Source organism: Posidoniimonas polymericola (genome assembly GCF_007859935.1).
Taxonomy (GTDB): Bacteria; Planctomycetota; Planctomycetia; order Pirellulales; family Lacipirellulaceae; genus Posidoniimonas; species Posidoniimonas polymericola.
The window spans coordinates 70,355-94,352 of the sequence record NZ_SJPO01000007.1 but is presented as its reverse complement, the minus strand read 5'-3'; the positions used below and the strand labels follow the sequence as shown (position 1 = coordinate 94,352).

16 protein-coding genes and 1 tRNA gene are annotated in these 23,998 nt (G+C 67.8%); 8 read left to right on the top strand and 9 right to left on the bottom strand.

Going from position 1 to position 23,998, the window contains the following annotated elements:
- Positions 1–15: 15 nt before the first annotated feature.
- The 8 genes from Pla123a_RS15040 to Pla123a_RS15005 all read left to right on the top strand — a co-directional run bounded on the left by Pla123a_RS15040 (position 16) and on the right by Pla123a_RS15005 (position 11,734).
- Positions 16–2,976, top strand: a complete 2,961-nt coding sequence (locus tag Pla123a_RS15040; RefSeq protein WP_146588384.1) for an Ig-like domain-containing protein — start codon at positions 16–18, stop codon at positions 2,974–2,976.
- Positions 2,958–4,046, top strand: coding sequence for a DUF1559 domain-containing protein (locus tag Pla123a_RS15035; protein ID WP_146588382.1), 1,089 nt, complete (start codon positions 2,958–2,960; stop codon positions 4,044–4,046). Before Pla123a_RS15040 ends, Pla123a_RS15035 begins: the two co-directional genes overlap by 19 nt.
- A 96-nt stretch (positions 4,047–4,142) precedes the next feature.
- On the top strand, positions 4,143–4,535 hold the full coding sequence (locus tag Pla123a_RS15030; RefSeq protein WP_146588381.1) for a hypothetical protein: 393 nt from the start codon (positions 4,143–4,145) through the stop codon (positions 4,533–4,535).
- 171 nt (positions 4,536–4,706) lie between these two features.
- Positions 4,707–6,149 carry an efflux RND transporter periplasmic adaptor subunit gene (locus tag Pla123a_RS15025; RefSeq protein WP_146588379.1) on the top strand — a complete coding sequence of 481 codons (1,443 nt, stop codon included), beginning with the start codon at positions 4,707–4,709 and terminating at the stop codon, positions 6,147–6,149.
- A 2-nt stretch (positions 6,150–6,151) separates the two neighbouring features.
- Positions 6,152–9,268 (top strand): efflux RND transporter permease subunit, encoded by a 3,117-nt coding sequence (locus Pla123a_RS15020; RefSeq protein WP_231956487.1) that lies wholly within the window; start codon positions 6,152–6,154, stop codon positions 9,266–9,268.
- A 52-nt stretch (positions 9,269–9,320) separates the two neighbouring features.
- A complete protein-coding gene (locus tag Pla123a_RS15015; RefSeq protein ID WP_197527988.1) occupies positions 9,321–10,013 on the top strand; it encodes a YceI family protein in 693 nt (230 codons plus the stop codon).
- A 42-nt stretch (positions 10,014–10,055) separates the two neighbouring features.
- Entirely contained in the window at positions 10,056–10,889 is an 834-nt protein-coding gene (locus Pla123a_RS15010; RefSeq protein WP_146588373.1) for a class I SAM-dependent methyltransferase, read from the top strand.
- Between the two features lie 50 nt (positions 10,890–10,939).
- On the top strand, positions 10,940–11,734 hold the full coding sequence (locus tag Pla123a_RS15005) for an NnrU family protein (RefSeq protein WP_146588371.1): 795 nt from the start codon (positions 10,940–10,942) through the stop codon (positions 11,732–11,734).
- Between the two features lie 360 nt (positions 11,735–12,094).
- Here the strand turns inward: Pla123a_RS15005 and Pla123a_RS15000 are convergent, their stop codons facing one another.
- The 9 genes from Pla123a_RS15000 to Pla123a_RS14960 form a co-directional block, all read right to left on the bottom strand.
- A complete protein-coding gene (locus tag Pla123a_RS15000; protein ID WP_146588368.1) occupies positions 12,095–15,397 on the bottom strand; it encodes an alpha-L-rhamnosidase in 3,303 nt (1,100 codons plus the stop codon).
- Between the two features lie 142 nt (positions 15,398–15,539).
- Positions 15,540–17,483 (bottom strand): hypothetical protein, encoded by a 1,944-nt coding sequence (locus Pla123a_RS14995; RefSeq protein WP_146588366.1) that lies wholly within the window; start codon positions 17,481–17,483, stop codon positions 15,540–15,542.
- A gap of 69 nt (positions 17,484–17,552) precedes the next feature.
- The gene (locus Pla123a_RS14990; protein ID WP_146588364.1) at positions 17,553–18,476 is read right to left on the bottom strand and encodes a PEP-CTERM sorting domain-containing protein; all 924 of its coding nucleotides are present in this window, start codon (positions 18,474–18,476) and stop codon (positions 17,553–17,555) included.
- Between the two features lie 100 nt (positions 18,477–18,576).
- Positions 18,577–18,978 carry a hypothetical protein gene (locus Pla123a_RS14985; protein WP_146588362.1) on the bottom strand — a complete coding sequence of 134 codons (402 nt, stop codon included), beginning with the start codon at positions 18,976–18,978 and terminating at the stop codon, positions 18,577–18,579.
- Entirely contained in the window at positions 18,975–19,973 is a 999-nt protein-coding gene (locus Pla123a_RS14980; protein WP_146588360.1) for a DUF1559 domain-containing protein, read from the bottom strand. Before Pla123a_RS14980 ends, Pla123a_RS14985 begins: the two co-directional genes overlap by 4 nt.
- 220 nt (positions 19,974–20,193) lie before the next feature.
- Entirely contained in the window at positions 20,194–21,705 is a 1,512-nt protein-coding gene (locus Pla123a_RS14975) for a FecR domain-containing protein (RefSeq protein WP_146588358.1), read from the bottom strand.
- Positions 21,705–22,247 carry a sigma-70 family RNA polymerase sigma factor gene (locus Pla123a_RS14970; protein ID WP_197527987.1) on the bottom strand — a complete coding sequence of 181 codons (543 nt, stop codon included), beginning with the start codon at positions 22,245–22,247 and terminating at the stop codon, positions 21,705–21,707. The genes Pla123a_RS14975 and Pla123a_RS14970 overlap by 1 nt, the downstream gene beginning before the upstream one ends.
- Before the next feature lie 513 nt (positions 22,248–22,760).
- Positions 22,761–22,833: transfer RNA gene (locus Pla123a_RS14965), tRNA-Lys, on the bottom strand.
- 77 nt (positions 22,834–22,910) lie between these two features.
- The gene (locus tag Pla123a_RS14960; RefSeq protein ID WP_146588354.1) at positions 22,911–23,984 is read right to left on the bottom strand and encodes a tyrosine-type recombinase/integrase; all 1,074 of its coding nucleotides are present in this window, start codon (positions 23,982–23,984) and stop codon (positions 22,911–22,913) included.
- Between the last annotated feature and the right edge of the window lie 14 nt (positions 23,985–23,998).

Below are 23,998 nucleotides of genomic sequence, written 5' to 3'. Positions count from 1 at the left end.
GTCCGAACACCACCGATGACCCGATCGAACTCCACCAGTACCGCCCGCCGCTACCGCGGCCGATTCGAGCGACTCGAGGACCGCCTCGCGCTGGACGCCGGCGGCGTGCTGACGGGGGTCGACCCGCACTTCACGCTCAGCTTTGCCCCCGACGGGACCGAGATCGGCGCCGCCCCGAGCACGCTCAACGCGAGGCTCGACGCCCTCGCCCCGAACGCCGCTTGGCGTGAGGCGGTGCTCACTGCTTTCCAAACCTGGGCCGTGCACACCAACGCCGACATCGCCGTGGTCGCCGACGGGGGGCAGGCGTTCGGCACGCCCGGCGCGACCCAGCACGACGAGCGCTTCGGGGACATCCGCATCGGCGCCACGGCGTTGTCGCCCGAGGTGGGCGCGGTCTCGGTGCCGATCGATAACGCCGCGCCGGGGACCTGGTGGGCCGATGTCGTGGTGAACTCGTCATTCAACTACGCCTCGGTCGACGACGTGCTAGCGGTCCTGACCCACGAGGCGGGCAATGTCTTTGGGCTCAAGGACAGCACCGACCCCAACTCCCCGCTCTACTTCGGCGAGGCCCCGGTGGTCCATCCGCCAACCGCGGCCGACATCGCCGCGCTGCAGGCGCTGCACGGCGTGCGGGCCCCGGACGCGCTGGAGGAGTCGGGGCCCGGCGGAGCTACTGACAACGACTCGCTCGCCAACGCTGCGTCGCTCGATCTCGCGCGTGTCGACGAAGCCAGTGAAGGGTCGGCGCCCACGATCGCCTTCGGCGACCTCCACAACGCGGCCGACGTCGACTACTTCAAGATCGACGCCCCCGGCGACTATACGGGCGCGATGACGGTCCGGCTGCGGACCAGCGGCGTGAGCCTGCTCCAGCCGTCGTTGGCCGTGCTCGACTCCACGGGGCAGCCGCTGTCGCAGGCGTCGTCAACCGAACTGGGCGGGTCGCTGTTGACGATTTCGCTGCCGATCTCCCCCGAACAGGACGCGTTTGTATTCCGGGTAGACGGCGCCGCCCCCGGGGTGTTCGAGGTCGGGGGGTACTCACTCGCTGTGACGTTCGACTCCCTCAACACAGTCGACGCCGCGGTGATTGACGAGTTAACCAGCGGCCGCTACCGGACGCTGTCGACCGAGGACCTCCGCGACCTCTTCGACAACAACGACTCCGACGACTTCTTCGGCGAAGATGGCGGCTCCAACGAGACGCCGGGCGCCAGCACCGAGCTGAGCACCTCGACCGGCTTCGTCGACTCGACGCGGTACGACGTGCTCGGCAGCATCGCCGGGCCGACCGACGTCGACTACTACAGCATTAAGTCGCCCAAGGCCGCCGTCGGGCCGCTCGGCGCGATGTTTCTGTCGGTCCGATCGTTGTCGGCGGGCGGCCTGATCCCCCAGGTCGAGGTGCTTGACGACAATCAGGCGCGCGTCCCAACGCAGGTGATCGCCAACGGCGGCGGGCTGCTGGTTGTGCAGGTGACAGGCGTCGCGGCCAACAAAGAGTACTTCGTGAGCGTTTCGCCGGCGGGAGATGCTGGCCCCTTCACGGAAGGGAACTACGACCTCACCATTACGTTCGCCGCGGACCCGGCCACAGTGACGGAGGTCGGGGCGGGGACCGTCGGGGCCGAGAACGGCGTCCAGGAGCACACCCTCTACATCGGCGAGCCCCAGCTATTCCACTTCGGATTGGCCGCTGCCGCCGTCCCGACGACCGCGCCCACTTCGGTCATTGCCGTGATCAAGGACGCAAACGGAGAGGCCCAGGCGACTGTCGCGGCGCCGCTCGGCGACACGCGGACCGCGCCCGCCGTGCTGCTGGCGCCGGGGACCTACTCGATCGAGGTGTTCGCCGCCTCGCTCTCGTCCGGCACGCTCCCCGAGATCACCTACAGCCTCATCTCCCGCACCCTCTCCGACCCGTTTGTCGGCGACCCCTCGGACCCGACCAGCCACCCGTTTGCGTGCCCCGACCCAGAGCTAGCCGGCTTCTACTGCTACCCGGGCGATTTCCTGTCCGCCGACCCTTACCTGTGGGATGACTTCGTCGGCTCGCTGCCGGACGAGCCGACGCTGCCGCTCACGGAGCTGGTCAATCTTCTGCTGGGCGACTGGTGGTCGTGGGTTTGGGCGCAGGCCGGCGCGAACGGGCCGATCCTCACGCAGGACGACCGCTTCGATATCCTCGCAACCCCGTCGCCTAGCGAGGCGGCCGCGGCCGAAGGGGTGTTCAACGTCCTCGCTAACGACATCGACCCCGAGGGGATGGAGTTTGTCGCCGTGCTGGGTGAGGGGCCGCAGCACGGCACGCTGCAGCTCGACCCGAACGGCGAGGTGCACTACACGCCGGATGCCGGCTACGTGGGCTCCGATTCCTTCACTTATTCGGCGCTCGACTTCCAACAGAACGCGACCCCGGGCACGGCCTACCTGGTCGTGGGGTCGGGGATCACCGGCGACTACACCGGCGATGGCGTCGTCGACCAGGCAGACTCTGCCCTGTGGCGCGCCAGCTACGGCTCGACAACCGACCTGGTAGCCGACGGCAACCGCGACATGGTCGTCAATTCAGCCGACTACACGGGGTGGCGGGAGGCCTTCGCGGCGGCACAGCAGACGGCCCCGACGGTCGAGGCCATCGCCGCCCCGGTCTTGACTTTCACTACAGCAACGCCGCCCCAGCCAGACACTGCCGCGGCCGCCGCTCCGTTTGACGGCGCCTCGCTGCAGGGGACGTCGCTGCAACCGCGGCGTTCGACGCGTCGTCCCGCCAAGCTTTTAGCAGACCCGTTCCCCGCGGAGCACGATGCGGCGCTTGCCCTGCTCTACACCGACGCCAGCCGAGCAATCTCGACGCCGACGCGGCCAACCGATCCGACGACCACGCCGGACGCGGGCGAGCCCGCAACCGAGCCCGGCCAGCGTCCCCTACTCTCTCCCGTCAGGGCGCGATGGCAAAGCTTCACCTGAGCCGCAGGCCGCGTGCGTTCACCCTGGTAGAACTGCTGGTCGTGATTGCGATCATCGGGGTCTTGATTGCATTGCTGCTGCCGGCGGTTCAGTCGTCACGCGAATCGGCGCGGCGGCTGCAGTGCGCCAACAACCTGCACCAGATCGCACTGGCGACGCTCAACTACGAGTCGACCCACCAGAGGCTGCCGCCGTCTGGCTTGGTGAGGATGCGCCGCGACGCCGAGTTTGATGTCGAGGTCTTCAACCCTTACTCCGGATCCCAGATCGGTTGGGGAGTGCTGATCCTGCCCTACCTCGAACGTTCTGCAGAATCCGACCTGTTCGACGTGGCCATCCCGATCGTCCGCCAGCCCCAACGCGGCCCGGAGCAGTTCTTGTCTGTGTACGCGTGCCCGAGTGACAGCCCGGCCAATCGCGTCTTCCGTCACACCGTGCTGACGCTCGACAGAGGCTTCGCCAAGGGCAACTACGCCGCCTACACCAGCCCCTTCCACGTCGACATGCAGCAGGTCTATCGTGGCGCGCTCGTCGGCGGTGGGCAGTCCCTGGCCGCAGTGATCGACGGCGCCAGCCACACTCTCTGCTTCAGCGAGGTCCGCACCCGCGACGACGAACTCGACGAGCGGGGCGTCTGGTCGGTCCCGTGGAACGGCGCGAGCCTGCTGGCGTTCGACATGCACCCGGCCGGGTGGAAGTTGGGGCACGACGACGACGGCACGGACGCCTACGAGCTCGACCAAACCGCGCCGTTCGTCGCCAGCCCCGACAGCATCGGCGAGACCCAGCGTCCCAATTCACAGTCCCCCAACGCCGACGTGCTCAGCATCTGCGGCGAACAGCAAAGCAAGGACGCCGCCGCGGAGGGGATGCCCTGCGTGCGCTGGAACCGGACCCTCGGCCCGCGGGGCTACCTCTCGTCGGCGCCCCGCAGCCTCCACCCGGGCGGAGTCAACTCCGGCTATATCGACGGGCATGTCGTGTTCTTGCGAGACAAGCTCGATGAGATCGCGATGGCGTACGCCGTCAGCGCCAACGACGCACAGCCGTCTGCCGACCTGTTCGACTAGCCCTGCTCGTTGCCGAACTCCCGAGCGCGAGCGGGTGGGGCTCGACTCGCTCGATTCCGCTTGACGCTCCGCTCGCGCCCAGCTAGCCTTGGCGACATGGGTGCCATCCTTCTGCAAACTCCGTTGCGAATCTGCTTGGTGCTGGCGGGCCTGTACCAGCTTGGCGGCTGCCCGTGCGGCTGCCTAGACCACAACGCCTGGAGTGACGTCGCCCTGGCGCTGTGCTCGGACGCCTCGGGTCATGACGACGCGCCGAACGGCGGCGCCCCCCCGTGCGACGAGGACCACCCGGCGCCCGACTCGGTGATCCTGGCAGAGTCTGCCGGGCATCAGAAGACCCGGACCGACTTGGCGTGGGACGCCGCTCACAGCAGCGAACTTCTCGTCCCAACGCAGTTCGTGCACTTCTCCCACGGCTCGCGGCAGGATTTAGACCGTCTGCCCTGCCGCCCCGCGAGCCTCGCCGATTGCCAGGTTCTTAGGCTATAGGAGCGCCGCAGTCTTTCTGCCGCGTAGCTCCGACACCAAGTCCCCCGCGCGGGACGTGTCGCCGTCGGAGCGTTCCTCCGCTTCGAGTCCCACTGCAACCGTGTGCTGCCGCTTCCAAGCCGCAGCCTCGGATAAGCACGGGACCCGGTTAGCCCCCTGGACGAAGTCGTCATGCTCCGCCTGCTATCCCTCCTCGCCGCCGCAGTCGCGGTGGCGGGCGCCGTCTACCTCTGGACTCAATCAGGCCACGACGCCCACAGCGGGGGCTCCGCGCCATACGCCGACAACGCGCCGCCCGACAACGCGCCGCCCGACGCCGTGAGCCTGCACCCCGACGAGCGGGCCGCCGCCGGGATCGAGCTGGCGTCGCTCCACACGGAGCGGCTCCACACGACGCTCACCCTGCCTGGCCGGATCGCCTACGACGAGACGCAGCACGTGGCGATCGCCGCCGCGGCCGCCGGCGCCCTGCAATCGGTGCTCGTACAGCCGGGCGACTCCGTCCTGCCGGGACAGACGCTCGCCGTCATGCGTTGCCCCAAGGCGGGCTTGGCCCGGACCGAGCTGATGCAACTTCAAACCGACGCCCAGCTCGCCGCCCGGGAACTCGATTGGCGCGAGGCCACCGCCGCTGGCGTGCAGAAGCTGATCTACCTGGTGCAGAGCGGCGAAGGGGCCGAGCAGATCGAGACTTCCCTCCGGTCCGACCGGCTCGGCGACCACCGCGCCAAGCTGCTCGCCGCGCTCAACGAGAAGCAGCTCGCCGAACAACTGGCCGATTCAAGCCGCGGCGGGGGCGTCCTCAGCGGACGCGAGCTGGCCCGACGCCAGAGCGCCGCCCGGGTCGCCGGGGCCTCGTTCCTCGCTGAGATCGAGCAGGCCGGTTTCGAGGCGACCCAGGACCTCGACCGCGCCCGCGCGGCGGCCGAAGCCGCCGCACGCCGGGCGCAGATCGCCAAGCAAGAGCTTGCGACCCTGCTGGGCCTCGCCGGCAACGCCGACCAGGAGCTCGTTCCTGCGGACGAGGCGGAGCTGTCGGTCGTCAAGGTGGTGTCCCCGATCGCCGGCGTCGTGGAACGCCGAAATTTCTCCCGCTCCGAGCGGGTCGCAACCGGCGACGAGCTGTTCATTGTCGCCAACACGGACCGCCTGTGGGTCGAGGCAGACATCCGTGGCGGTGACTGGCGGCGGCTGCACCTCGAACCGGGCGCGACCGTCCTGGTTTCGACGCCGGCCACCGGCGGCGACCGCTGGGAGGCCAGGGTCCGCTACCTCGGCCGGCAGATCGACCCCGATGCAGGGTCCGCACCGCTGGTCGCCGAGTTCGAGAACACCCAACCCGCCCTCCGCCCTGGTATGTTCGCCCGGGTGCAGGTCCCCACCTCCGAAGCGGCCGAGACGCTCGTCGCGCCCGACTCGGCGGTGGTCGACGTCGATGGGGTGCCGGCGGTGTTTGTTCCCGACGGCGACGCCTTCAGGCTCACCCCGGTGAAGCTCGGCAGGCGGTTCGACGGGCGGGTTGAGCTCTGCTCGCCGCTGCGGGCCGGCGACCAGGTCGTGAGCCAGGGCGCGTTCTTCCTTAAGAGCGAGCTGCTGCTCGCCGGGGAGGAATAGCCGTGCTTACCAACCTGATCGAGTTCTCACTCCGCAACCGGTTTGTCGTGATCGTCGGGGCGTTGCTGGTCGCCGGCGCCGGGATGCGCAGCGCCCTGCTGCTGCCGATCGACGCGGTGCCCGACCTCACCAACACCCAGGTGACCGTCATCACCAGCGCCGGCTCGCTCCCGCCGGTCGAGGTCGAGCGGCAGGTGACTTACCCCATCGAGTGGACGATGGGCGGCCTAGCCGACGTCGCTGAGGTGCGGAGCGTGTCGAAGTTCGGCCTGTCGGTCATCACGATCGTGTTCGAGGAAGGAACGGACATCTACTTCGCCACCAACCTGGTGAGCCAGCGGCTCGCCCAGGCGGCGTCGCAGATCCCAGAGCAGTACGGTCCTCCGGAGCTCGGACCGATGACCACCGCGCTCGGTGAGATCCTGCAGTTCGAGCTGCGGAGCACGGCGCGCTCCCCGATGGAGCTGCGGACGATGCTCGATTGGGAGGTCTCGCCGCGGCTGCGTGAGGTCAAAGGGGTCACCGAGGTCAACACGATGGGCGGCTTCTACAAGACCTACGAGGTCCGGCCCGACCCCGACCTGATGAACCAGCACGGGGTGACCCTCGGCGAGATCTACCAGCGTATCGAAGCCAGCAACGCCAACGCCGGCGGCGGCTACGTGGTGCACCACCAGGAGCAACGCTTCATCCGCGGCGAGGCGCTGCTCCGCACCCTCGACGACCTCCGGCAGGTAGTCCTCAAACGCTCGGCAAACGCCCCCCCGCTGCTCGTCGGCGACGTCGCCGACGTGCGGCTCGCGCCGATGGCCCGGCAGGGCGCCGTCAGCCGCGACGGCCGCGGTGAAGCGGTCACCGGCATGGTGATGATGCGGATCGGCGAGAACAGTCGCCGGGTGGTGTCGCGGGTCAAGCAGCGTATCGCCGAGGTGCAGAAGACCCTGCCCCGAGATGTCGAGATCGATATCATCTACGACCGCGAGGACCTCATCGACCGCACCCTGCACACGGTGCTCGAGAACCTGGCGGTCGGCGGGGCCCTGGTCACCCTGGTGCTGCTGATGACCCTCGGCAGCCTGCGCGCCGGGCTGATCGTGGCGCTCGCGATCCCGCTCTCGATGCTGTTCGCCACCAACGTCATGCTGGCGATGGGCGTCTCGGCGAGCCTGATGAGCCTGGGCGCCATCGACTTTGGCCTGGTGGTCGACTCGTCGGTGATTATGGTCGAGAACTGCGTGAGCCGTTTGGCGGAGAGCCCGCCGGGCGTCAGCCGGCTACGCGTCATCCGCGACGCCGCAATCGAGGTCCGCGGTCCAACCATGTTCGGCGAGCTGATCATCGCGGTGGTGTACGTCCCCGTGCTGATGCTGGAGGGGACCGAGGGCAAGCTGTTCCGACCGATGGCGATGACCGTGCTGTTCGCGCTGCTCGGCTCGCTGGTGATCTCGCTGACCCTGATGCCGGCGCTCGCCTCGCTCGGCCTGCCGCGCAGGGTAAGCCACCACGACGTCTGGCCGATCCGGTTGCTCAAGGTCGTGTACCTGCCGATGGTGCGGATGGCCATCCGCATGCCTTGGGCCACGGCCCTGGTCGCCATTTGCGTGGTGCTGGTGAGCGTGCCGATCGGGTTGGGTCTGGGCGCGGAGTTCATGCCGCGACTCAACGAGGGCGACCTCCTGGTCGAGGCGGCCCGACTCCCCACGGCGTCGCTCGAGGGCGCCGAGGACATGGCCCGGCAGATCGAGACCACCCTGCTCGAGCTGCCCGAGATCAAGACCGTGTTCTGCAAGACCGGCCGCCCGGAGATCGCCAACGACGTGATGGGCGTCCACCAGACCGACGTCTGGGTCATGCTGCACCCCAAGGAGGAGTGGCCCGCCGCCAAGTCACGGGAAGAGCTGATTGCCGACATGGAGGTCGCGCTCAACGCGCGGGTCCCCGGCGTGGCGTTCGGCTTCACCCAGCCGATCGAGATGCGCGTCGACGAGCTGGTGGCCGGCGTCAAGGCGGACGTCGCGATCCTGCTGTACGGCGACGACCTCGACGTGCTCGCCGAGAAGTCCAAGGAGATCGAGCGCGAGCTGCGCCGCATCCCCGGCGCCGCCGACGTGAAGGCCGACATCCAGTCGACCCTCGCCACGCTGACGATCGAGCCGCGTCGCGACACCCTCGCGCGGTACGGCGTCGACGCCGCCGAGGTGATGGACGTCGTGGCCGCGGTCGGCGGCCGCAGCGTCGGCAACGTGCTGGACGGCCGCGCCCGATTCCCGATCCTGGTGCGTCTGCCGGAAGCGTGGCGCGCCGACCAGACGCTCCTGGCGCAGCTTCCGGTCAGCTCCGCCGGCGGCAAGCCGATCCCGCTGGGTGAGCTGGCCGACATCCGGCTGGAGGAGACCCCACCCACGGTCGAGCACGACAACGGCCGCCGACGCACGTTCGTATCGGCCAACGTCCGCGGCCGCGACGTCGCGAGCTTTGTTGGCGAGGCGCAGCGGGCGATCGCCCAGAACGTCGAGCTGCCGTCCGGGTACGAAATCGACTGGGGCGGCGACTTCGAGAACCTGCAGTCGGCCAGCCGGCGGCTGATGCTTATCACCCCGATCGTGCTGCTGATGATATTCATGCTCCTGCACGCCAGCTTCGGTTCGGTGAGCCTGGCGTCGCTGATCTTCTTGTGTGTGCCCTTCGCGGCGAGCGGCGGCGTCTTCGCGTTGGCGTCGCGGGGCATGCCGTTCAGCATCGCGGCGGGCGTTGGGTTTATTGCGCTGTTCGGCGTGGCGGTGCTCAACGGGCTGGTCTGGACCAGCGACGCCGAACGCCGGCGCCAGCAGGGCGCGACGCCCCGCGAAGCCGCCGGCCGGGCCGCCGAGAGCCGCCTGCGGCCGGTGCTCATGACCGCCATGGTGGCGAGCCTCGGGTTCCTCCCGATGGCCCTGTCGTCGAGCGACGGCGCCGAGATCCAGCGGCCGCTAGCAACGGTCGTTATTGGTGGGTTGGTCACGAGCTCGCTGCTTACCTGCTTGGTGATCCCCGCGGTCTACCCCTGGTTCTCCCCCCGCGGCGGCACACTCGACGAGCCAACCGAAGACCCATTCGCCGATGCTGGACTTCCCACCTAGCACCACGCTGCTTACGCTACTCCTTCACGCACGACGCACGAGGATTCAAACAATGGACTATCGCTCTGCGACTAGGTTGTTCGCCCTGTTTCTGCTAGCCGCGTTGCTGGCGCCAGCCCCCGCGCGGGCCCAGCAGGCGGCGGCCACCGCCGCGCCCGCCGTGGCGCCGGGCGACATCTACCTGCAGAGCAGCCGCGTGTACGCCCTGGTCGGTAAGTCGGGCTTTGGCCACGAGCACGGCGTGGTGGGCATGCTGAAGAGCGGCAAGCTGCACCTCGGCGCGGCCCAGAACGCCGGCGACATCGTGTTCGACATGGCGACCTTCACCGCCGACGCGGAGCCGGCCCGCAAGTACGTCGGACTCGAGGGGACCTCGTCCGAGTCGACGCAGCAGCAGGTCACCGACAACATGCGGAGCGCCCAGGTGCTGAACGTGGCCAAGTTCCCGACCGCTAAGTTTGTCGTGAAGTCGGCCCAGGCGATGAGCCAGCCGAGTAAGCGCGGGCTGCCCCAGTACCTGCTTAAGGGGGACTTCACCCTGCAGAGCGCCACCCGCCCGCTCGAGTTCCCGGTCGAGGTCGAGATGGCCAAGGGCTGGCAGCACGCCCGCGGCGGCTTCCGCATCAAGCAGACCGACTTCGGCATGACACCGTTCTCCAAGGCGTTCGGCGCCATCGGCGTGGCGGACGAGATCTCGATCTGGGGCGACGTCTGGGTCGCGCCCGACGCCGGCTCTGGCGGCTAGAATGGTCGATCGCTGCCACCTCCTCATTGAGATTGCTCCCCCATGATCAGCTGCCCCGGTATCCAAAAGAAAACCATCCGCCGGCACTACAACGTGTCGACGCTCTTTTACCGCTTGCTGTGGGGGCGGCACATCCACCACGGCTACTGGGACGCCGACGAGTCGCCCGAGGTCGCCCAGGACCAGCTGACCGACAAGCTGGCCGCCGCCGCCAGCATCGCCCGCGGCAGCCGCGTGGTCGACATCGGCTGCGGCATGGGGGGCTCGTCCCGCCGGCTCGCCAAGCTGCACGACTGCCACGTCACCGGGGTGACCATCAGCCCCTTCCAGAAACGCTGGGCCTCGCTCGCCGCGACGCGGCACGGCCTGCGGAGCCGCACCCGCTTCCTCTGCGCCGACGCCGAGCAGGTGGAGTTCCGACCCGGCGAGTTCGACGCCGTCTGGAGCATCGAGTGCACCGAGCACCTGACCGACAAACCGGAGTTTGTCCGCCGGGCGGCCGAGTGGGTCAAGCCGGGCGGCGCGATGGCAATCTGCGCCTGGCTCGCCGGGCCCGACCTCGACGAGGCTAAGCGGCAGCAGGTGTACGACGTCTGCGAGGGGATGTTCTGCCCCTCGCTGGCGACCAGCGCCGAGTACCAGCAGTGGATGCGGGACGCGGGCCTCGAGGTCGAGGTCGCCGAAGACTGGACCCGCAACGTCGACCGCACCTGGGAGATCTGCCGCGACCGCGTGCTGCGGTTCCGCATGTACGGCGCCGCCAAGTTGATCGACCGCCAGCAGATCATCTTCCTCGACCGGTTCCAGACCATCCTCGACGCCTACCGCAGCGGGGCAATGGAGTACGGCTGCTTTGTGGCCCGCAAGCCGCAGTAAACGCACAACAGGGACGACACTCAATTAGGAAAACTCGCTCGAGGGAACGAATGCACCACGCCACCACCAACCGACGCCTCGGTCTCGCCGCGGGCGTCGCGACGCACCTGCTCTTTGTCTTCACGGTCTGGCATCTGTTCTGGTTCCTCAAGGAGGGCCGCGGCGCCGGGTCGGGCGGCCAAGAATGGGGCGGCCTGGGGTTCGACATTGGCCTGGCGGTGTTCTTCGCCGCACCGCACAGCGTGCTGCTGCTGCCGTCGGTACGCAAGTCGCTGGCCAAGCGGATCCCCCAGGCGTTCTACGGGTTGTTCTACACGGTGGTGACCTGCACCTCGCTGCTCGTGGTGTTCGGGTTGTGGCAGGGGAGCGAGCAGGTGGTGTGGAATCTCACCGGTCCGCTCCGCCTGGCGGTTCAGGCCGGCTTCTACGCCTCGTGGGCGGCGCTGTTCTACAGCCTGCACCTGACGGGCCTTGGCTACCAGACCGGGCTCACACCGTGGCTCTACTGGGCGCGGCGCCAGCAGCCGCCGCGGCGGACGTTCACCCCGCGGGGCGCGTACCTGCTGTGGCGGCACCCGGTGTACCTCAGCTTCATGGGGCTGGTGTGGTTCACGCCGCGGATGTCGCTCGACCACGTCGTGCTGACGGCGGTCTGGACCGTGTACCTGTTTGTCGGCAGCTGCTTGAAGGACCAGCGGCTCGCGTTCTACCTCGGCGACAGCTACCGAGCCTACCAGGCCACGACGCCGGGCTTCCCGCTGATGCCGTTCGGCCCGCTGGCCCGCCGTCCTCTACCCGAGCCCGCCTCCTCAACCAGCGACCAATCGCCGGCGGTCGCCGCGTGAGTGGACCCGCAGAGGGGCCAACTAGCGGCAAAACCGAATCGGCTCCCCGGCGACTTTTGTCCCTACCTGGCGCATCCATTCCTAGGGACAAAAGTAGGGCCATACCCCGGGCCCGATCCTTCGCAAGCCCCTTAGCAGCAAGCAGTTGCGGCAACCGAAGCGAACCGCTTCCGCCGACTTTTGTCCCCTTCTGCACGTGAGAGCGGACAAAAGTCGCGGGCATCAACTGAGCACCACACCGGCGTCACGTTGCAGCGCACCACTCCCCCAGAGCGACGATCGTGCTTCTATTGGAACACAGGGGCTGGCCTAATTGCTACCGAAAACTGGCCGCGACTGCGGAGCAGCGTTCCGGCTTCCTTAGCCGCCCAGACCCGGGTCGCCCGCGGCTTCTTGCGCAGGGATGGGCGTTTCGATCTGGTACTCACCTGACGGGACCTGGAATACCGCCGTCGCGACCCGGGGCGTGGCGCCGGCGCCGCTGTCCGGGTACTCGGTGACCGCGTCCCGGGCGTCGAGTCCCGCCTCGGCGAGCGGCTTGCCGTCCACGCGGACGTCGGCGACCGAGACGCCCCGCAGCCTTACGGTCGCACCGGCGTTCGCCGGGACCCGCAAGTCGAGCCGGCGTTTGCCGTTGTCGCGCCGCCACTCGGTCCTGATCGGGCCGTGCAGGCTGTCGTAAGAGACCCGGCAGAAGTCGAGCCGCGGGTCGAAGGTCGGCTCGATGACCAACTCCCCGAAGCCGGGCTCCGCTCCGCGGATGCCCCCCAGGTTCTCGGCCATCCAGCCGTAGACCGCGCCGAACGAGTAGTGGGCGAAGGAGTTCATGCCGGGGTCCTGGAACCCACGCTCCGGGGTCCAGCCGTCCCAGCGTTCCCAGATGCTGGTGGCGCCGTGGTTGATCGAGAACAACCAACCGGGGTACTGCTCCTGGTGCAGCAGACGCAGCGCGACGTCGTGGCGGCCGATCTCCGACAGCACCATCATCAGGTCCTTGGTGCCGATGAACCCGGTCGACAGCTTCCAGCCCCGCGCCCGGATGTCGTCCACCAGATGGCGAGCGGCCTGCTCGCGCGTCGGGCCGTCGAGCAGGTCGTAGCCGATCGCCAGGACGTAGCCGCACTGGGTGTCGCCCCGGACCCGGCCGTCGGCCGAGACGTACTCGTCGTTGAACGCCTGCTTGATCTGCGCGAACAGCTCACGGTACCGCTGCGCGTCGTCGTCGCGGCCGAGCACGGCCGCCGCCTTGCTGACGATGTCGGCGCTGCGGGCGTAGTACGCGGTGTAGATCACCTCATTGGGCGTGTTGGCGTTGACGCTCAGCCAGTCGCCGAAGCAGTGGAACCGGTCGGGCGGCAGCACGCCGTTCATCGAGCGGTTGCGGCAGAACTCGACGTACCGCGCCATGGCGGGGTACTGCTGCTCGAGCAGCGTGCGGTCGTGGTAGACCGAGTAGATCTCCCACGGACAAATGACGCCCGCCTCGCTCCAAGCGGGGCCGCCGTCCGCTTGGTCGGCGACCACGGGGGCGACCTTCGGAAACTGCCCGTTCGGCTCCTGGGCGTCCACCATGTCGACCAGCCACTTGCGGAAGAAGGCCTGCACGTCGGACGTCAGGCAGGCGGTGTGCACGTAGACCTGGGCGTCGCCGGTCCAGCCGAGCCGCTCGTCGCGTTGCGGGCAGTCGGTGGGCACGTCAACAAAGTTGGCCCGCTGGGTCCACAGCACGTTCTGGAACAGCCGGTTGAGCGCGGGGTCGGAGCACTCGAACTCGCCGACGACCGGCGTGTCGCTGCTGATCGCAATGCCGGTCACCGCGTCGGTGGGCGGCGCCTCGACGCCGGTCAGCTCGACGTACTGGAAGCCGTGGAAGGTCTGCGTCGGGCGCCAGGTCTCGACCCCGTCGCCGCGGCAGGTGTAGATGTCGGTCGCGCGGGCCATGCGGAGGTTGTCCGTGTACACCATGCCGTCCGGCGCAAGCCGCTCCGCGAACCGTACCCGGACCCGCTGGCCGGCGCGGCCGCTGATCTTGAGCTCGGCCACCCCAGCAAAGTTCTGCCCCAGGTCATAGACAAAAACGCCCGGCTTGGGCTCGGTGACCGAGCGGGGGGCGAAGCGGGCGATCTCTACCACCGGCGGACCGGGGTGCCACTCGATCGCCGGGTCGACATCGGCGCCCGCGACCACCTCCCGCCAGTCGGCGTCGGCGAACCCTGACTCGTCCCAGCCCGGCATCTCGCGGGTGGCGTCGTACTCCTCGCCGACCAGCGGGTCGGCGACCCGCTTCGGCCCGTCGACGCTGGCCTTCCAGCGGCGGTCGGTCGCGACGGTCTGGGTGTCGCCGTCCTCGTACTCGATGCGGAGCATCACGCGGACGCGCGGGTGCTCGCCGTAGTGGCCGCGCTGCATGCCCCACGCGACGTGGCCGGAGTACCAGCCGTCGGTCAGCACCAGGCCGATCGCGTTGCCGCCGGCGCGGACCAGGTCGGTCGCGTCGTACGCGCGGTAGTAGACCCGCTTGCGGTAGTCGGTCCAGCCCGAGCTGAAGTAGTCGGACTTGACCGGCTGGCCGTTGATCGAAAAGTCGGCCCAGCCGAGCGAAGCAAAGTACGCGGTCGCGCGCCGCACCGGCTTGTCGACCGCGAAGTCGGACCGGAGGTAGACGGGCGGCGAGGACAGGTCCCGGCGGTACGCGGGCCGGCCCCAGGGCTCGCAGCCGAACGGGCCGACAATCTCGGCGAGCAGCGGCTGCTGGTCGCCCGACTCGTTGCGCGAGACCGCGGTCCACCGGCCGTCGGTGGTGAGCACGAACACCTCGCCGCTGTAGGTCTCTGCCGTCAGCTTCAGGCAGATCCCGGTGTGGCCCTCGGAGTCGTTCGTGCAGGCCACCTCGACGCGGTTCTTGCCGGGGCGGAGGAACCCGACCACCTCTTCGGTCTTCGGCGTCGAAAGCGTCACCGCGCTGACAGCCAGCGCGCCGTTGATCTTCACCTGGCAGCGGTCGTCGCACATGACGGCCAGCTGGGCGGTGCGGAGCTCGACGCCCTGCGGCAGCTCCCACAAGCCGACGTAGTCGCTCTTCCCTTTGGGCGGCTGCTTCTCCTGCTTGGTCGCCACGCGGATCCACCGGGCGCCGTCGAGGTCGACGGCCGGGGGGTCGCTGATGGCTCCGCGGGCGGCGTCGTAGCCGATCCACTCGCCGGCCCAATCGCCCTGCTTTAGCAGGCCGGCGGTCCACACCGACGGGTCACTCCAGGGGCCGGGCTCTCCGTGTGCGTCCCACGCCATTACCTTCCAGTAGCACTGCTGGTGCGACTCGAGCGGCCGGCCCGCGTAGCGGACCGCGTAGGTGGCGTTGCTGTCGACCTTGCCCGAGTCCCACAAGTCGCCGGCGTTCTCTTTGAGCTGCTCCTCGCTGCTGGCCACAATCACCCGGTAGGCCGACTGCGACTGTCCGCGTTCTGCCGACTCAACGATCCACGCCAGCTCGGGCTGCGGGCGGTCGACGCCAAGCGGATCTGTGCGGCACTCGCAGCTCAACCGCGTCGCCGCGACCTCGGCGGCTCCCCGCTCGACCAGCCCGCCGGCCCACAGGGCAGCGGCCCCCAGCGTGACGCGGAGGAAGCTAGTGGGGGTCCGATACGCTGGCAGTCTGTTTAGCATTGGTGGGTCGCGGACGTGGTAGAGGGGAGGGATGCTATCGATAGGCTAGGCGGCTTGCGGCGGCCGCGGAAGGCGAATAAGCCGCGTGCCCGCCCGGTTTCCCGGGACAGGCACGACGGCTCACTGCCCGCTTTCGTCCGCCTTAGCGAGACGCCCGCATCCTGGCATTGCAGGCGGCCGCCGAAACGAACAGCAGTACGACCAGAGCCGAGGGCTCTGGCGTCGCAGTCGGCGTAGTCACGACACTCGCACCGACCGATGCCCCGTAGTTGGCGACCCACAGGTCGTAGTCGGCGCCGTTGACAAGGCCGTCGCCGCTGCCGTCGGCGCCCGTTCCCGGCGGGACGCTGCTGCCGTCGGCGTCGCGCCAGACGGTGTAGTCGGCCGCGTTAACGACGCCGTCGCCGTTGTAATCGCCGGTCAGACCGCCGTCTACCGCGCGGTAGTCGACCGCCCCGAACCGGGTGAAGGTCTCGTCCTCGGGGAACAGGTACCGCAGCACCAGGTCCTGCTCGCCGGCGGTGTCGAACAGCGTGCCCAGGTTGTACCGGGCGCCCGCGGCCAGCATGGTGTCGCCTTGCGCCTGGAGCTCGACCAGGTTGTTGGCGGTCGGGTTGGCCTCGGTCCAGGCGCCGCCGGCGGCGTTCTGGTCGTCGAGGCTGTTCCAGTCGCCGTTGCCGCCCTGCAGCGATCCCGACACCGAGGAGATCCAGTAACCGTCCAGGTTGATGTCGAACGACGAGTCGTTCACCAGCTGGGCCTGGCCGTCCGCGGGGTCGACCACGAGCAGCAGGTTGTTGTTAAACTTGATCCCCTCGTAAATGATCGTCCCCTGGAACTTGTCGCCGGCTTCGGTGTAGTACTCGAACGCGAGGTCTTCGGTCTCGGCGCCAAACTCGGTCGGCGTGGCGTAGTCGAACACATTGCCGAGGTTAAAGCCCGGCCCGGCCGACACCGCGGTAGACGTCGTCGGCTTCAGCTCGCTGAGACGCGTGCCGGATCCGTTGGCCGGCGACTCGCGCCAGTCGCTCACGCCCTGGTCGTCGAGGCTGTTCCAGCTGGAAGGGTTCAGGGCGCCGAACTGCGAGCTGATCGAGTAGCCGTCGAAGCTGACCGGCATGGCGCCGTTCTGGATCGCCACGGCGCCCGTGTCTCGGTTGACGCTGAGCACCAGCCTCTGCTCAACCGATACCCGGCCAACCACACCGTGCGTGCTTGCTCCGTCGGCGGCCGAGCTGAACACGTAGGTCTGGCCGATCGGCAGCGCCGCCGCGCCGGTGGCCTCGATGGAGGAGAAGGCGCCGTTCACGCCCGGCGTGTCGAACAGGTCCCAGCTGTCGCCCACAGTGGGGGTGACGCCGTCGAAGTCGAGCCGCAGCGTGCCGTTGATGCCGACTGCGTTGGTCGATTTGATGATCGAGTGCGACGCGCCGGTGATGCCGGCGGCGAGCGTGCCGCCGCTCGCCAGCTGGAAGGTGAACGTGTTGTAGTCGACGTTCGGGCCGACGACGCGGAGCGTGTTCTGGGCGCCGATGGTGGTGCCGAACTCGCCGCCGTCGTTGCCGCCGCCGCCCTGGATAGTGACCGACGTTACGCCAGCGGCCGTGCCGCCGAGCGTGGCGACGCTGCCCCCCTGCCCGCCGAGCGTTAGGTAGCCGCCGTCGAGCGTGCCGCCGGGCAGCACATCAAGGAAGCCGACGCCCCCGAGCCCGACGTTGACGCCGCCGAGGGCCGAATTGCCGGTCAGGTAGCCGATGGTCAGGTTGCCGCCGCTCTCCACCCGCACGGCGCCGCTCTCGCCGATCAGCTCGCCGATGTACAAGGCGCCCGGCTGGGTGCTCAAGGAACCTGAGACGCGGGCCAGCGGCGTCGTGGCGTTGTCGTTGGTCGTGACGACCGCGGCCTCGTCGAAGTTGAAGTCCGGCACGAAGCCGATGCTCCAGGCCGCGTCGTTGGAGGAAGTGTAGGTATCATCCGCCGGGAGCCAGTAGTTGGCCGTGCCCGGCCCCTGGCCGAGGACGACCGACGTTTGCAGAGCAAACGCGACCAGCCCCAGCGAGCCAATTATAGTTAGTTTTGTGCGCATCTTGGATCTCGATCTTGGTGTCCGTGGGGAAAAGGGTATCGGGTCGCCCGGCCGCCGAGGCGGCGCGGACTAGCCGCGTCGGCGACCTGCCAACAGCCCCATGGAAACGCCAATGAGCGCGAGCGTCGAAGGCTCGGGCACGCCGAGCGCGGCGAACTCCGCCAGCACCGACGCCGAGGCGACGCTCTTCCACAAGCGGAAGTCCTTCTCGTCGACGATATTGTCGGGCTCGACGTCGCCGTCGAGGCCGATGGCCGACGGCGTCGTGAAGAAGTGATTGCTGATCACAAAGAAGTCGTCGAGGTCGACGTCGCCGTCGCCGTCGGCGTCGCCGGGGACGTTGACCAGCGAGCCGAACACGTCGATCTCGGTGTAGCCGGTGTAGCCGTTCTCGACGTCGAGGAAGTCAACCTTGACGTGCGTCACGCCGGTCGCCAGGTTCGGCAGCGAGTCCTCGGTGAACTCGACCCGGTGGGAAACGGGGGTGGTCACCACGCCCTGCTCTTCGCCGTTGCCGTTGTTGTAGTTCGTGAGCAGCGAGAAGTTCTGGGCGCCATCGCTCGACACGTACAGGTCGTACGACTGGGCGTCGCGGCCGGCGTCGTTCCAGCCGCCGAAGATCACGATCGAGTCGAGGTCGTAGATGCCGCCGAGGGCGTAGGTGACCTCTTCGCCCGGGCCGCCGGTTGCGTAGGCGATGTGCGCGCTATTTGCGTCGCCGGAGCCGTACGCAGTCGCCACCGTGCCGTTGGTCAGTGCCGAAGCTCCGAGCGAGTTCTCCTGAGTCAGGTTGCCGATCGCCACGGTCGGCAGGAGCCCCTCGAGCAGGTCGGTCGTCGACGGGCCGCCGGCGGTGAAGGTCGGGTTGTACGGGTCGCCGGCCGTGCCGGCGGGGGCGACGTTCGTCTCGAGGGACGCCACGACAACCGCGTGGCAGACGCCCTGCGATGCAAGAAGAGTAGCGAGCGTAATCGCTGCGATGGATCGACACATGTTGTGTTCACTCCGACGTGATGAGAGTAGATGGGTGTGGGTCACTGCTGAAACTCGAGTCGGCCCGGCCGGCTTTGTGCGGCGTACGCGGGCCTGATTGCTAAGAAGAAGTAAGGTCGAAGTTGTGCACCGACTCGCCGGGCTGCACCTCGATGACAAGTTCGCTGTTGCTGTTGAAGCGTGGCGGCAGGCTCTCTTTCATGATCGGCCGGGCCGGCTGGTTGGGGTCGTTGCTGGGCTGCTGGCCAACGACCTTCGGCACGTGGATGACCACCTTCGCCCGGCCCTGGGGCGCCTTCATGCTGTAGGACCCCGCCTCGATCGCGCCGCCCGACCGGCGGGCGTCCGATCCCAACGGGATCAGCGAGATCGCGCCCTGCGCGGCGGGCTGACCATCCACGGTGACGATCCCCGACACGGACGACAGGCCGTCGGGCTCGTCGCACCCGACCACCATCAACGCGGGCAGCAGGGTGAGCAGCGTGCACCTGAGCAGGCTCATGGGGTCAGGACCTCCCCGCCATTCATCGTGCCGAGCGAGGCCCAGTAGTAGAGGTCGACGCCGTCGGTGAAGAAGTCGACTGAGCCGTCGCACATCGCGGCGTTGACGCCGCCGGCGTGGCGGCTGCGGGCTCCGCACTTCTGATTCCGCTTCTGCACGCCGGCTGCCGGCATTAGCGGGTCGCCGGTCTCAACGAACCACGGGCGGCCGTTCGGACCGGCCGAGTCGAGCAGGTCGGGCTCGCGGCTGTTGGGCGTCATGAGCGTGTGGAACCGGAGCTGGCCCTCGTCGTTGAGGATGTCGCCCCGCCAGTCGAGGTCTTCGGAGCTCTGCGCCATGAGCGTCTCGGCCATGAGCAGGGTCTTGCTGGTCCCGTCGACCATCTTGCCGAACGAAGAGGTAATCGGCTTGAGTGGATCGCCCTTGTCGTGGCGGAAGGGCGCCTCGCCCTCGCCGAAATCGGTCAGGAGTCGCCTCAGCTCGCTCCGATCGAAGATGTCGCCGTAGGTGCGATTCCCCCAGTTCACAACGTAGTTGCCCCGCCGCCGCTGGTAGTAGCCGGCCAGCATGTCCGACCCATTGTCGCTGGGGCAGCGGTACATCGGCACCGCCTGACCCGACAGGCCATTCATTGTGTTGGGGATGGTGAATGGCGGGCTGTCGAGGTCGGTGGTCGGGCCAACCTCGGCCGCCAGCTGGACCTCTTCGATAAACGGCCAGAGGTGGAGCACCCAGGTCTGCCGCGGGAAGTTCACACCGTACTTGCCCTGGGCGCCGATCGGGAGTTCGCCCTTGGTGTCGTGGTGGAGGTGCATCGCCAACCCCCACTGCTTGAGGTGGTTGACGCACTGCATGCGTCGGGCGGCTTCACGGGCCGACTGCACCGCCGGCAGCAGCAACGCGATCAAAACGCCGATGATCGCAATCACTACCAGCAGCTCGACGAGCGTGAAGGCTCGCCTTTGCAGACGCCTGGGAAGCGAGAATCGTGGCATGGAAGTTCTCTTACCGGGCGGCTGAACGCCACCCCAGGAACCGGTGAACAGAAGAATACCGACAAGACGGGGCCGCTGCGGGGCGGCTGCTACTACATGGGGGACGAGGGCCCAATCTCAGGGAAGAACCAGAGATTTTCGACAAAAAACCCTCGGCTGCCGACCGACACCGCGCCAGGCCCGCTTGCCCAAAACGCGCACATCCCCGCGAGGGCGGGCGTCAGCGGTGCTCACGCCCAAAGGCTTGCCACTCGACCCGCAGGCCGGTCGGGTTGAAATCGGCCGGCGTGCTCGGGTTCGAGGGAGAGTTGTAGACGTCGATCGAGATGACGTTCGTCCCCTCGACGAAGCCCTCGAGGATCTCGATCGGGTGGAAGCTCTTAAAGTCGAACTCGTCCCAGGTGGTGACCCAACGCTTGAACGACACCGGCCTGCCGTTGATGCGCAGCTCGTTGACGGCGTCGTCGACCAGGATCTGGCCCACGACGTACACGGTGTCGAGGTCGTAGCCACCGAGTTCAAAGGTGGTCTCGAAGGTGTGCACCGACTCGGGCGGCACGCCCGGGTAGCCCTCCTCCGCTACCGAGATCCACTGCGACACCTCGGGTTTGTTGTTCTTGTAGGAGCGGGTATCGCCGACCGTGACGACCGAATCACGTGGGTAGGGGCCGTGGGGATCGCTGCCGGAGATGAGCCTCCAGTGGGGGTCCGTGTCGCCCGGCATGAGGCCGACCCCGGTGTTCCACATCGGGATGGGTCGCAGCGGGCGGAAGTCAACAATCTCGCCGACGAAGTCCTCGTTGCGTGCGGCGATCAGGTCGATGCTCGACTTGAACGGGTTCACCCGGATCGCCTGCCCCTTCTCCAACAGCATCGACGAGTGCCGCGGGCGGCGGTGCTTCATCGGCTCGGCCAGGATCTCGCCCTGCAGGACGTGCGCCTCGACGACCCCCGACTTGCTGGTTGATACGGCGAAGCGTGTGCCGAGGTCCGTGATGCGGAGGTCCTGCGTGATCACGACGAAGCCCGTCGCCCACTTCGCTGCCTGAGCGGTCAGCGTGCCGTCCTCCAGCTGCACCTCATCGTCGGCCGAGAGCCGCACCGTGCACGGCGCCTGCAGCACGATGTCGGCTCCGCACACCATGCTGAGGTGCGCCTGGCCCGCCGTCAGCTCGAGCTTCCGCCCCTTCTTGATGTACGAGCCGACGAAGATGTCCCCCCCTTCGGCCCAGGCCGCGTCCTCCAACGCCACGACCCGCGCCACCGGGGTCGAGGGCCGGATGAGCTGCGACTGCTGCACCAGACGATTCCCGCCCGCCGGCCTGTCGGGCCGTGCGGACTGACTACTAATCCACCAGGGCATCCCCACCGCCAGCAGCAACGCCGCGGCCGCCGCCCAGACGAATCCCGATCGGGGGAACTTCCGCTGTTCCCGACGCCGGGCGGGCGCAAGCTCGGACATCGCCTCGTTGGCGGACCTCTCGGCGAACTGCTGCAGCTTGGCCGCCGCGCGGACGCGGTCCATCGCCAGGTCGTAGACGCGGCTCGACTCTACCAGCCGCTGCAGCTCCAGGTGCAGGCTCGACGCCTGCATCAGCACCTCGACGCCCGCACTGCCGTAGCGGCGGACAAACTCCTCGATCGCGTCGACCTCGTCGCCGGTGGCCCGGCCGTCCCAACTGCGGGACAGGATCTCGATGAGTTGCTCGATCTCTTGGGGGGGGATGGGCATCAGAACGCCTCCTGGGCGAGGGTGCGTTTGACGCAGTGGTACAGGCTCTTGCGGACCCGCGAAATGGCCTGGTAGATGGCGCCGATGGTCCGCCCCTGCTGCTCGGCAATCTGGTTGTAATCTCGCCCCGGCGAGTAGCACTGCTCGACCAACGCACGGTCCTTCGGAGGAAGCTTCTTGAGGCACACCGACAACGCGTCGGACGTGTCGTCGCTGCGCCAGGCCTTGCCTGGATTGTAGGTCGCGGCGATCGCCTCGAGCACCTCGTCGCTGAACGCGACCGCGTGCCGTCGCCGCGTGCGGATGAAGTCTCGCGCGGTAAGGTGCGCAACCTTGGTCGCCCAGGCGGCAAAGTTGGTGCCGAGCTCAAACTCGTCGAACTTCCGCCACAGCACCAGCGCCACCTGCTGGTAGACGTCTTCGGCATCGGAGTGGTGCTGCACCATCGAATAAATAAACCCAAACAGGTCGCGGTGGCACTCGGCGAGCAGCTCGCCGAACACCTGCACCCGTTCGCTGTCGGCTTCGCCTGCCCACGTCATGAGGATGTCGCCTGAATGATTCCCGAACGGGCCCTGCGGTCTTGCCCCGCCTCCGCCACCCTGACTCATGGCCCGAAACCGCAATTCCTGACAGAGAAATCCCCCAGATTTCGCGAAACCCACACCCCCGAACGGCCGCCCTGCGGCACACCCCGCACCGCCGGCCTCGGCTCCATTTTAGGAGAAACCCAGAACTCGCGGCGAGATGCAGCCTCAACGCCGCGACCGCTGGCGGTTCTCTTGCCCTTGATCTCCTTCGCCTAATAGCCGCCCGCATGCGGGAACGGAGGGAAGCGGTCGTACGGCTTAGCGGGCTTGGTGCATTGCTCGGGGGCGCCGGCAGCAGTGGCCATGGTCGTCGCCTTACGCAAAAGGTGCGTCCGACAGGTCTGGGACTGCCACACGGCCCGACGAGGTGTACTACCGGCTGTACGCGTCGGTGGCGCCAGAAAGGCGAGAAAATGGAAACCCCTACGTCTCGTAGGGGACCCCAAGTCTAAAGAATCCAACAAATGAGCCCGGCGGGATTCGAACCCACGACCCACGGATTAAAAGTCCGATGCTCTACCAACTGAGCTACGGGCTCAAAGCTTTTGCTGGCAATAGTTTAGAACAAGCCAGCTCGGTATCCAAGGCGGGCAACCCGCCAAAAACCCGCCACAGCTACGCTTTTTTCGTCAGGATCTCCGGAACGTGGATCAGGTCCGCGGTCCCCTGGCGACGCAACCGCGCCGCACGGTTCACGTACAGCTTGGTAGTCTTGGCGTCCTGATGCTGCATCAGCTGCTGCAGGACGTCGGCGGGCAAGGCGTCTACATTAGCGTTACAGAAGCCGAAGCGGAAGCGGTGGAACGCTCCGCTGTATTCGACCTTGGCGGCCTTCTTCAGGTTCGCGAAGTGGGCGTAGAGAGTCCGCGTGTGGTGCGGCCAGGCGAACAGCAGGTCGTCGAAGCCTGCAATGCCCTTCAGGTGGTCCACCACGGGCTTCGGGAGATCGACCCTGGCGTCCCTCTTGCCCTTGGTCTTGTCGGCCTCTACGAACGCCGTACCGGCTCCAAAATCGACGTCATCGCGACGCAGGGCCATGATCTGGCCAATTCGCCACCCGGTCAGGTAGGCGAACACCAGCAGAGCCCGCCACCAGTCCGGCGCCGGGTAGTGCTTGCCGGCCGGAAGCGTCATCTGGTCGCAGGCGTTGTACAGCTTGGCGAATGCGTCGTCGTCGACGTACTCGGGATCTCGCTCGGGTTCCCTGAGCATCTCAAATTCGACCCGCTCGCCGATCAGTCGCCACTTGCGGGCCTTGTTCATGGCCACCTTGAGGTGGCGCAGGTCTTTGTTGACCGTAGCGGGGCCGACGCCTTCCTTCAGCCGCTTGGCCCGGAACTCGTCAACCATCGCCGCGTCGACCTGCTCGACGTACCCCGGCCTGCAGATGCGGTTGAACTGCCCGAGGCTTGTCTTGTACTCCTCGCGGGAGCGCGCCGCGAGCGTGTCTAGGTGGCCTTCCTCGAAGCGGGTGACGAATTCCGCCCACTTCAGCCGCTCCCGGCTCTTCAGTAGTCCGGCGGCAGACTCCCCCTCCAGCTTCCGCGCGTACGCCTTAGCCGTGCTCTTGGGTCCGACGCTCTTCGACTTCTTCCGCCCTCGCTCGTCATACCATCCGACCGACCACGGGCACTTCTTCTCGCCGTGCTTGGTCTTCTGCTTCGGATCTTGGAATACCCACGCTTTCATGATCTCCCATCCTT

Coding starts and splice junctions, on each gene's coding strand:
- Pla123a_RS15025 (WP_146588379.1), top strand. CDS start 4,707: ATGCTCCGCCTGCTATCCCTCCTCGCCGCCGCAGTCGCGGTGGCGGGC.
- Pla123a_RS14970 (WP_197527987.1), bottom strand. CDS start 22,247: ATGACGTGGGCAGGCGAAGCCGACAGCGAACGGGTGCAGGTGTTCGGC.
- Pla123a_RS14980 (WP_146588360.1), bottom strand. CDS start 19,973: ATGCCACGATTCTCGCTTCCCAGGCGTCTGCAAAGGCGAGCCTTCACG.
- Pla123a_RS15040 (WP_146588384.1), top strand. CDS start 16: ATGACCCGATCGAACTCCACCAGTACCGCCCGCCGCTACCGCGGCCGA.
- Pla123a_RS15030 (WP_146588381.1), top strand. CDS start 4,143: ATGGGTGCCATCCTTCTGCAAACTCCGTTGCGAATCTGCTTGGTGCTG.
- Pla123a_RS14985 (WP_146588362.1), bottom strand. CDS start 18,978: ATGAGCCTGCTCAGGTGCACGCTGCTCACCCTGCTGCCCGCGTTGATG.
- Pla123a_RS15010 (WP_146588373.1), top strand. CDS start 10,056: ATGATCAGCTGCCCCGGTATCCAAAAGAAAACCATCCGCCGGCACTAC.
- Pla123a_RS15035 (WP_146588382.1), top strand. CDS start 2,958: ATGGCAAAGCTTCACCTGAGCCGCAGGCCGCGTGCGTTCACCCTGGTA.
- Pla123a_RS14975 (WP_146588358.1), bottom strand. CDS start 21,705: ATGCCCATCCCCCCCCAAGAGATCGAGCAACTCATCGAGATCCTGTCC.
- Pla123a_RS15015 (WP_197527988.1), top strand. CDS start 9,321: ATGGACTATCGCTCTGCGACTAGGTTGTTCGCCCTGTTTCTGCTAGCC.
- Pla123a_RS14995 (WP_146588366.1), bottom strand. CDS start 17,483: ATGCGCACAAAACTAACTATAATTGGCTCGCTGGGGCTGGTCGCGTTT.
- Pla123a_RS14960 (WP_146588354.1), bottom strand. CDS start 23,984: ATGAAAGCGTGGGTATTCCAAGATCCGAAGCAGAAGACCAAGCACGGC.
- Pla123a_RS15000 (WP_146588368.1), bottom strand. CDS start 15,397: ATGCTAAACAGACTGCCAGCGTATCGGACCCCCACTAGCTTCCTCCGC.
- Pla123a_RS15005 (WP_146588371.1), top strand. CDS start 10,940: ATGCACCACGCCACCACCAACCGACGCCTCGGTCTCGCCGCGGGCGTC.
- Pla123a_RS14990 (WP_146588364.1), bottom strand. CDS start 18,476: ATGTGTCGATCCATCGCAGCGATTACGCTCGCTACTCTTCTTGCATCG.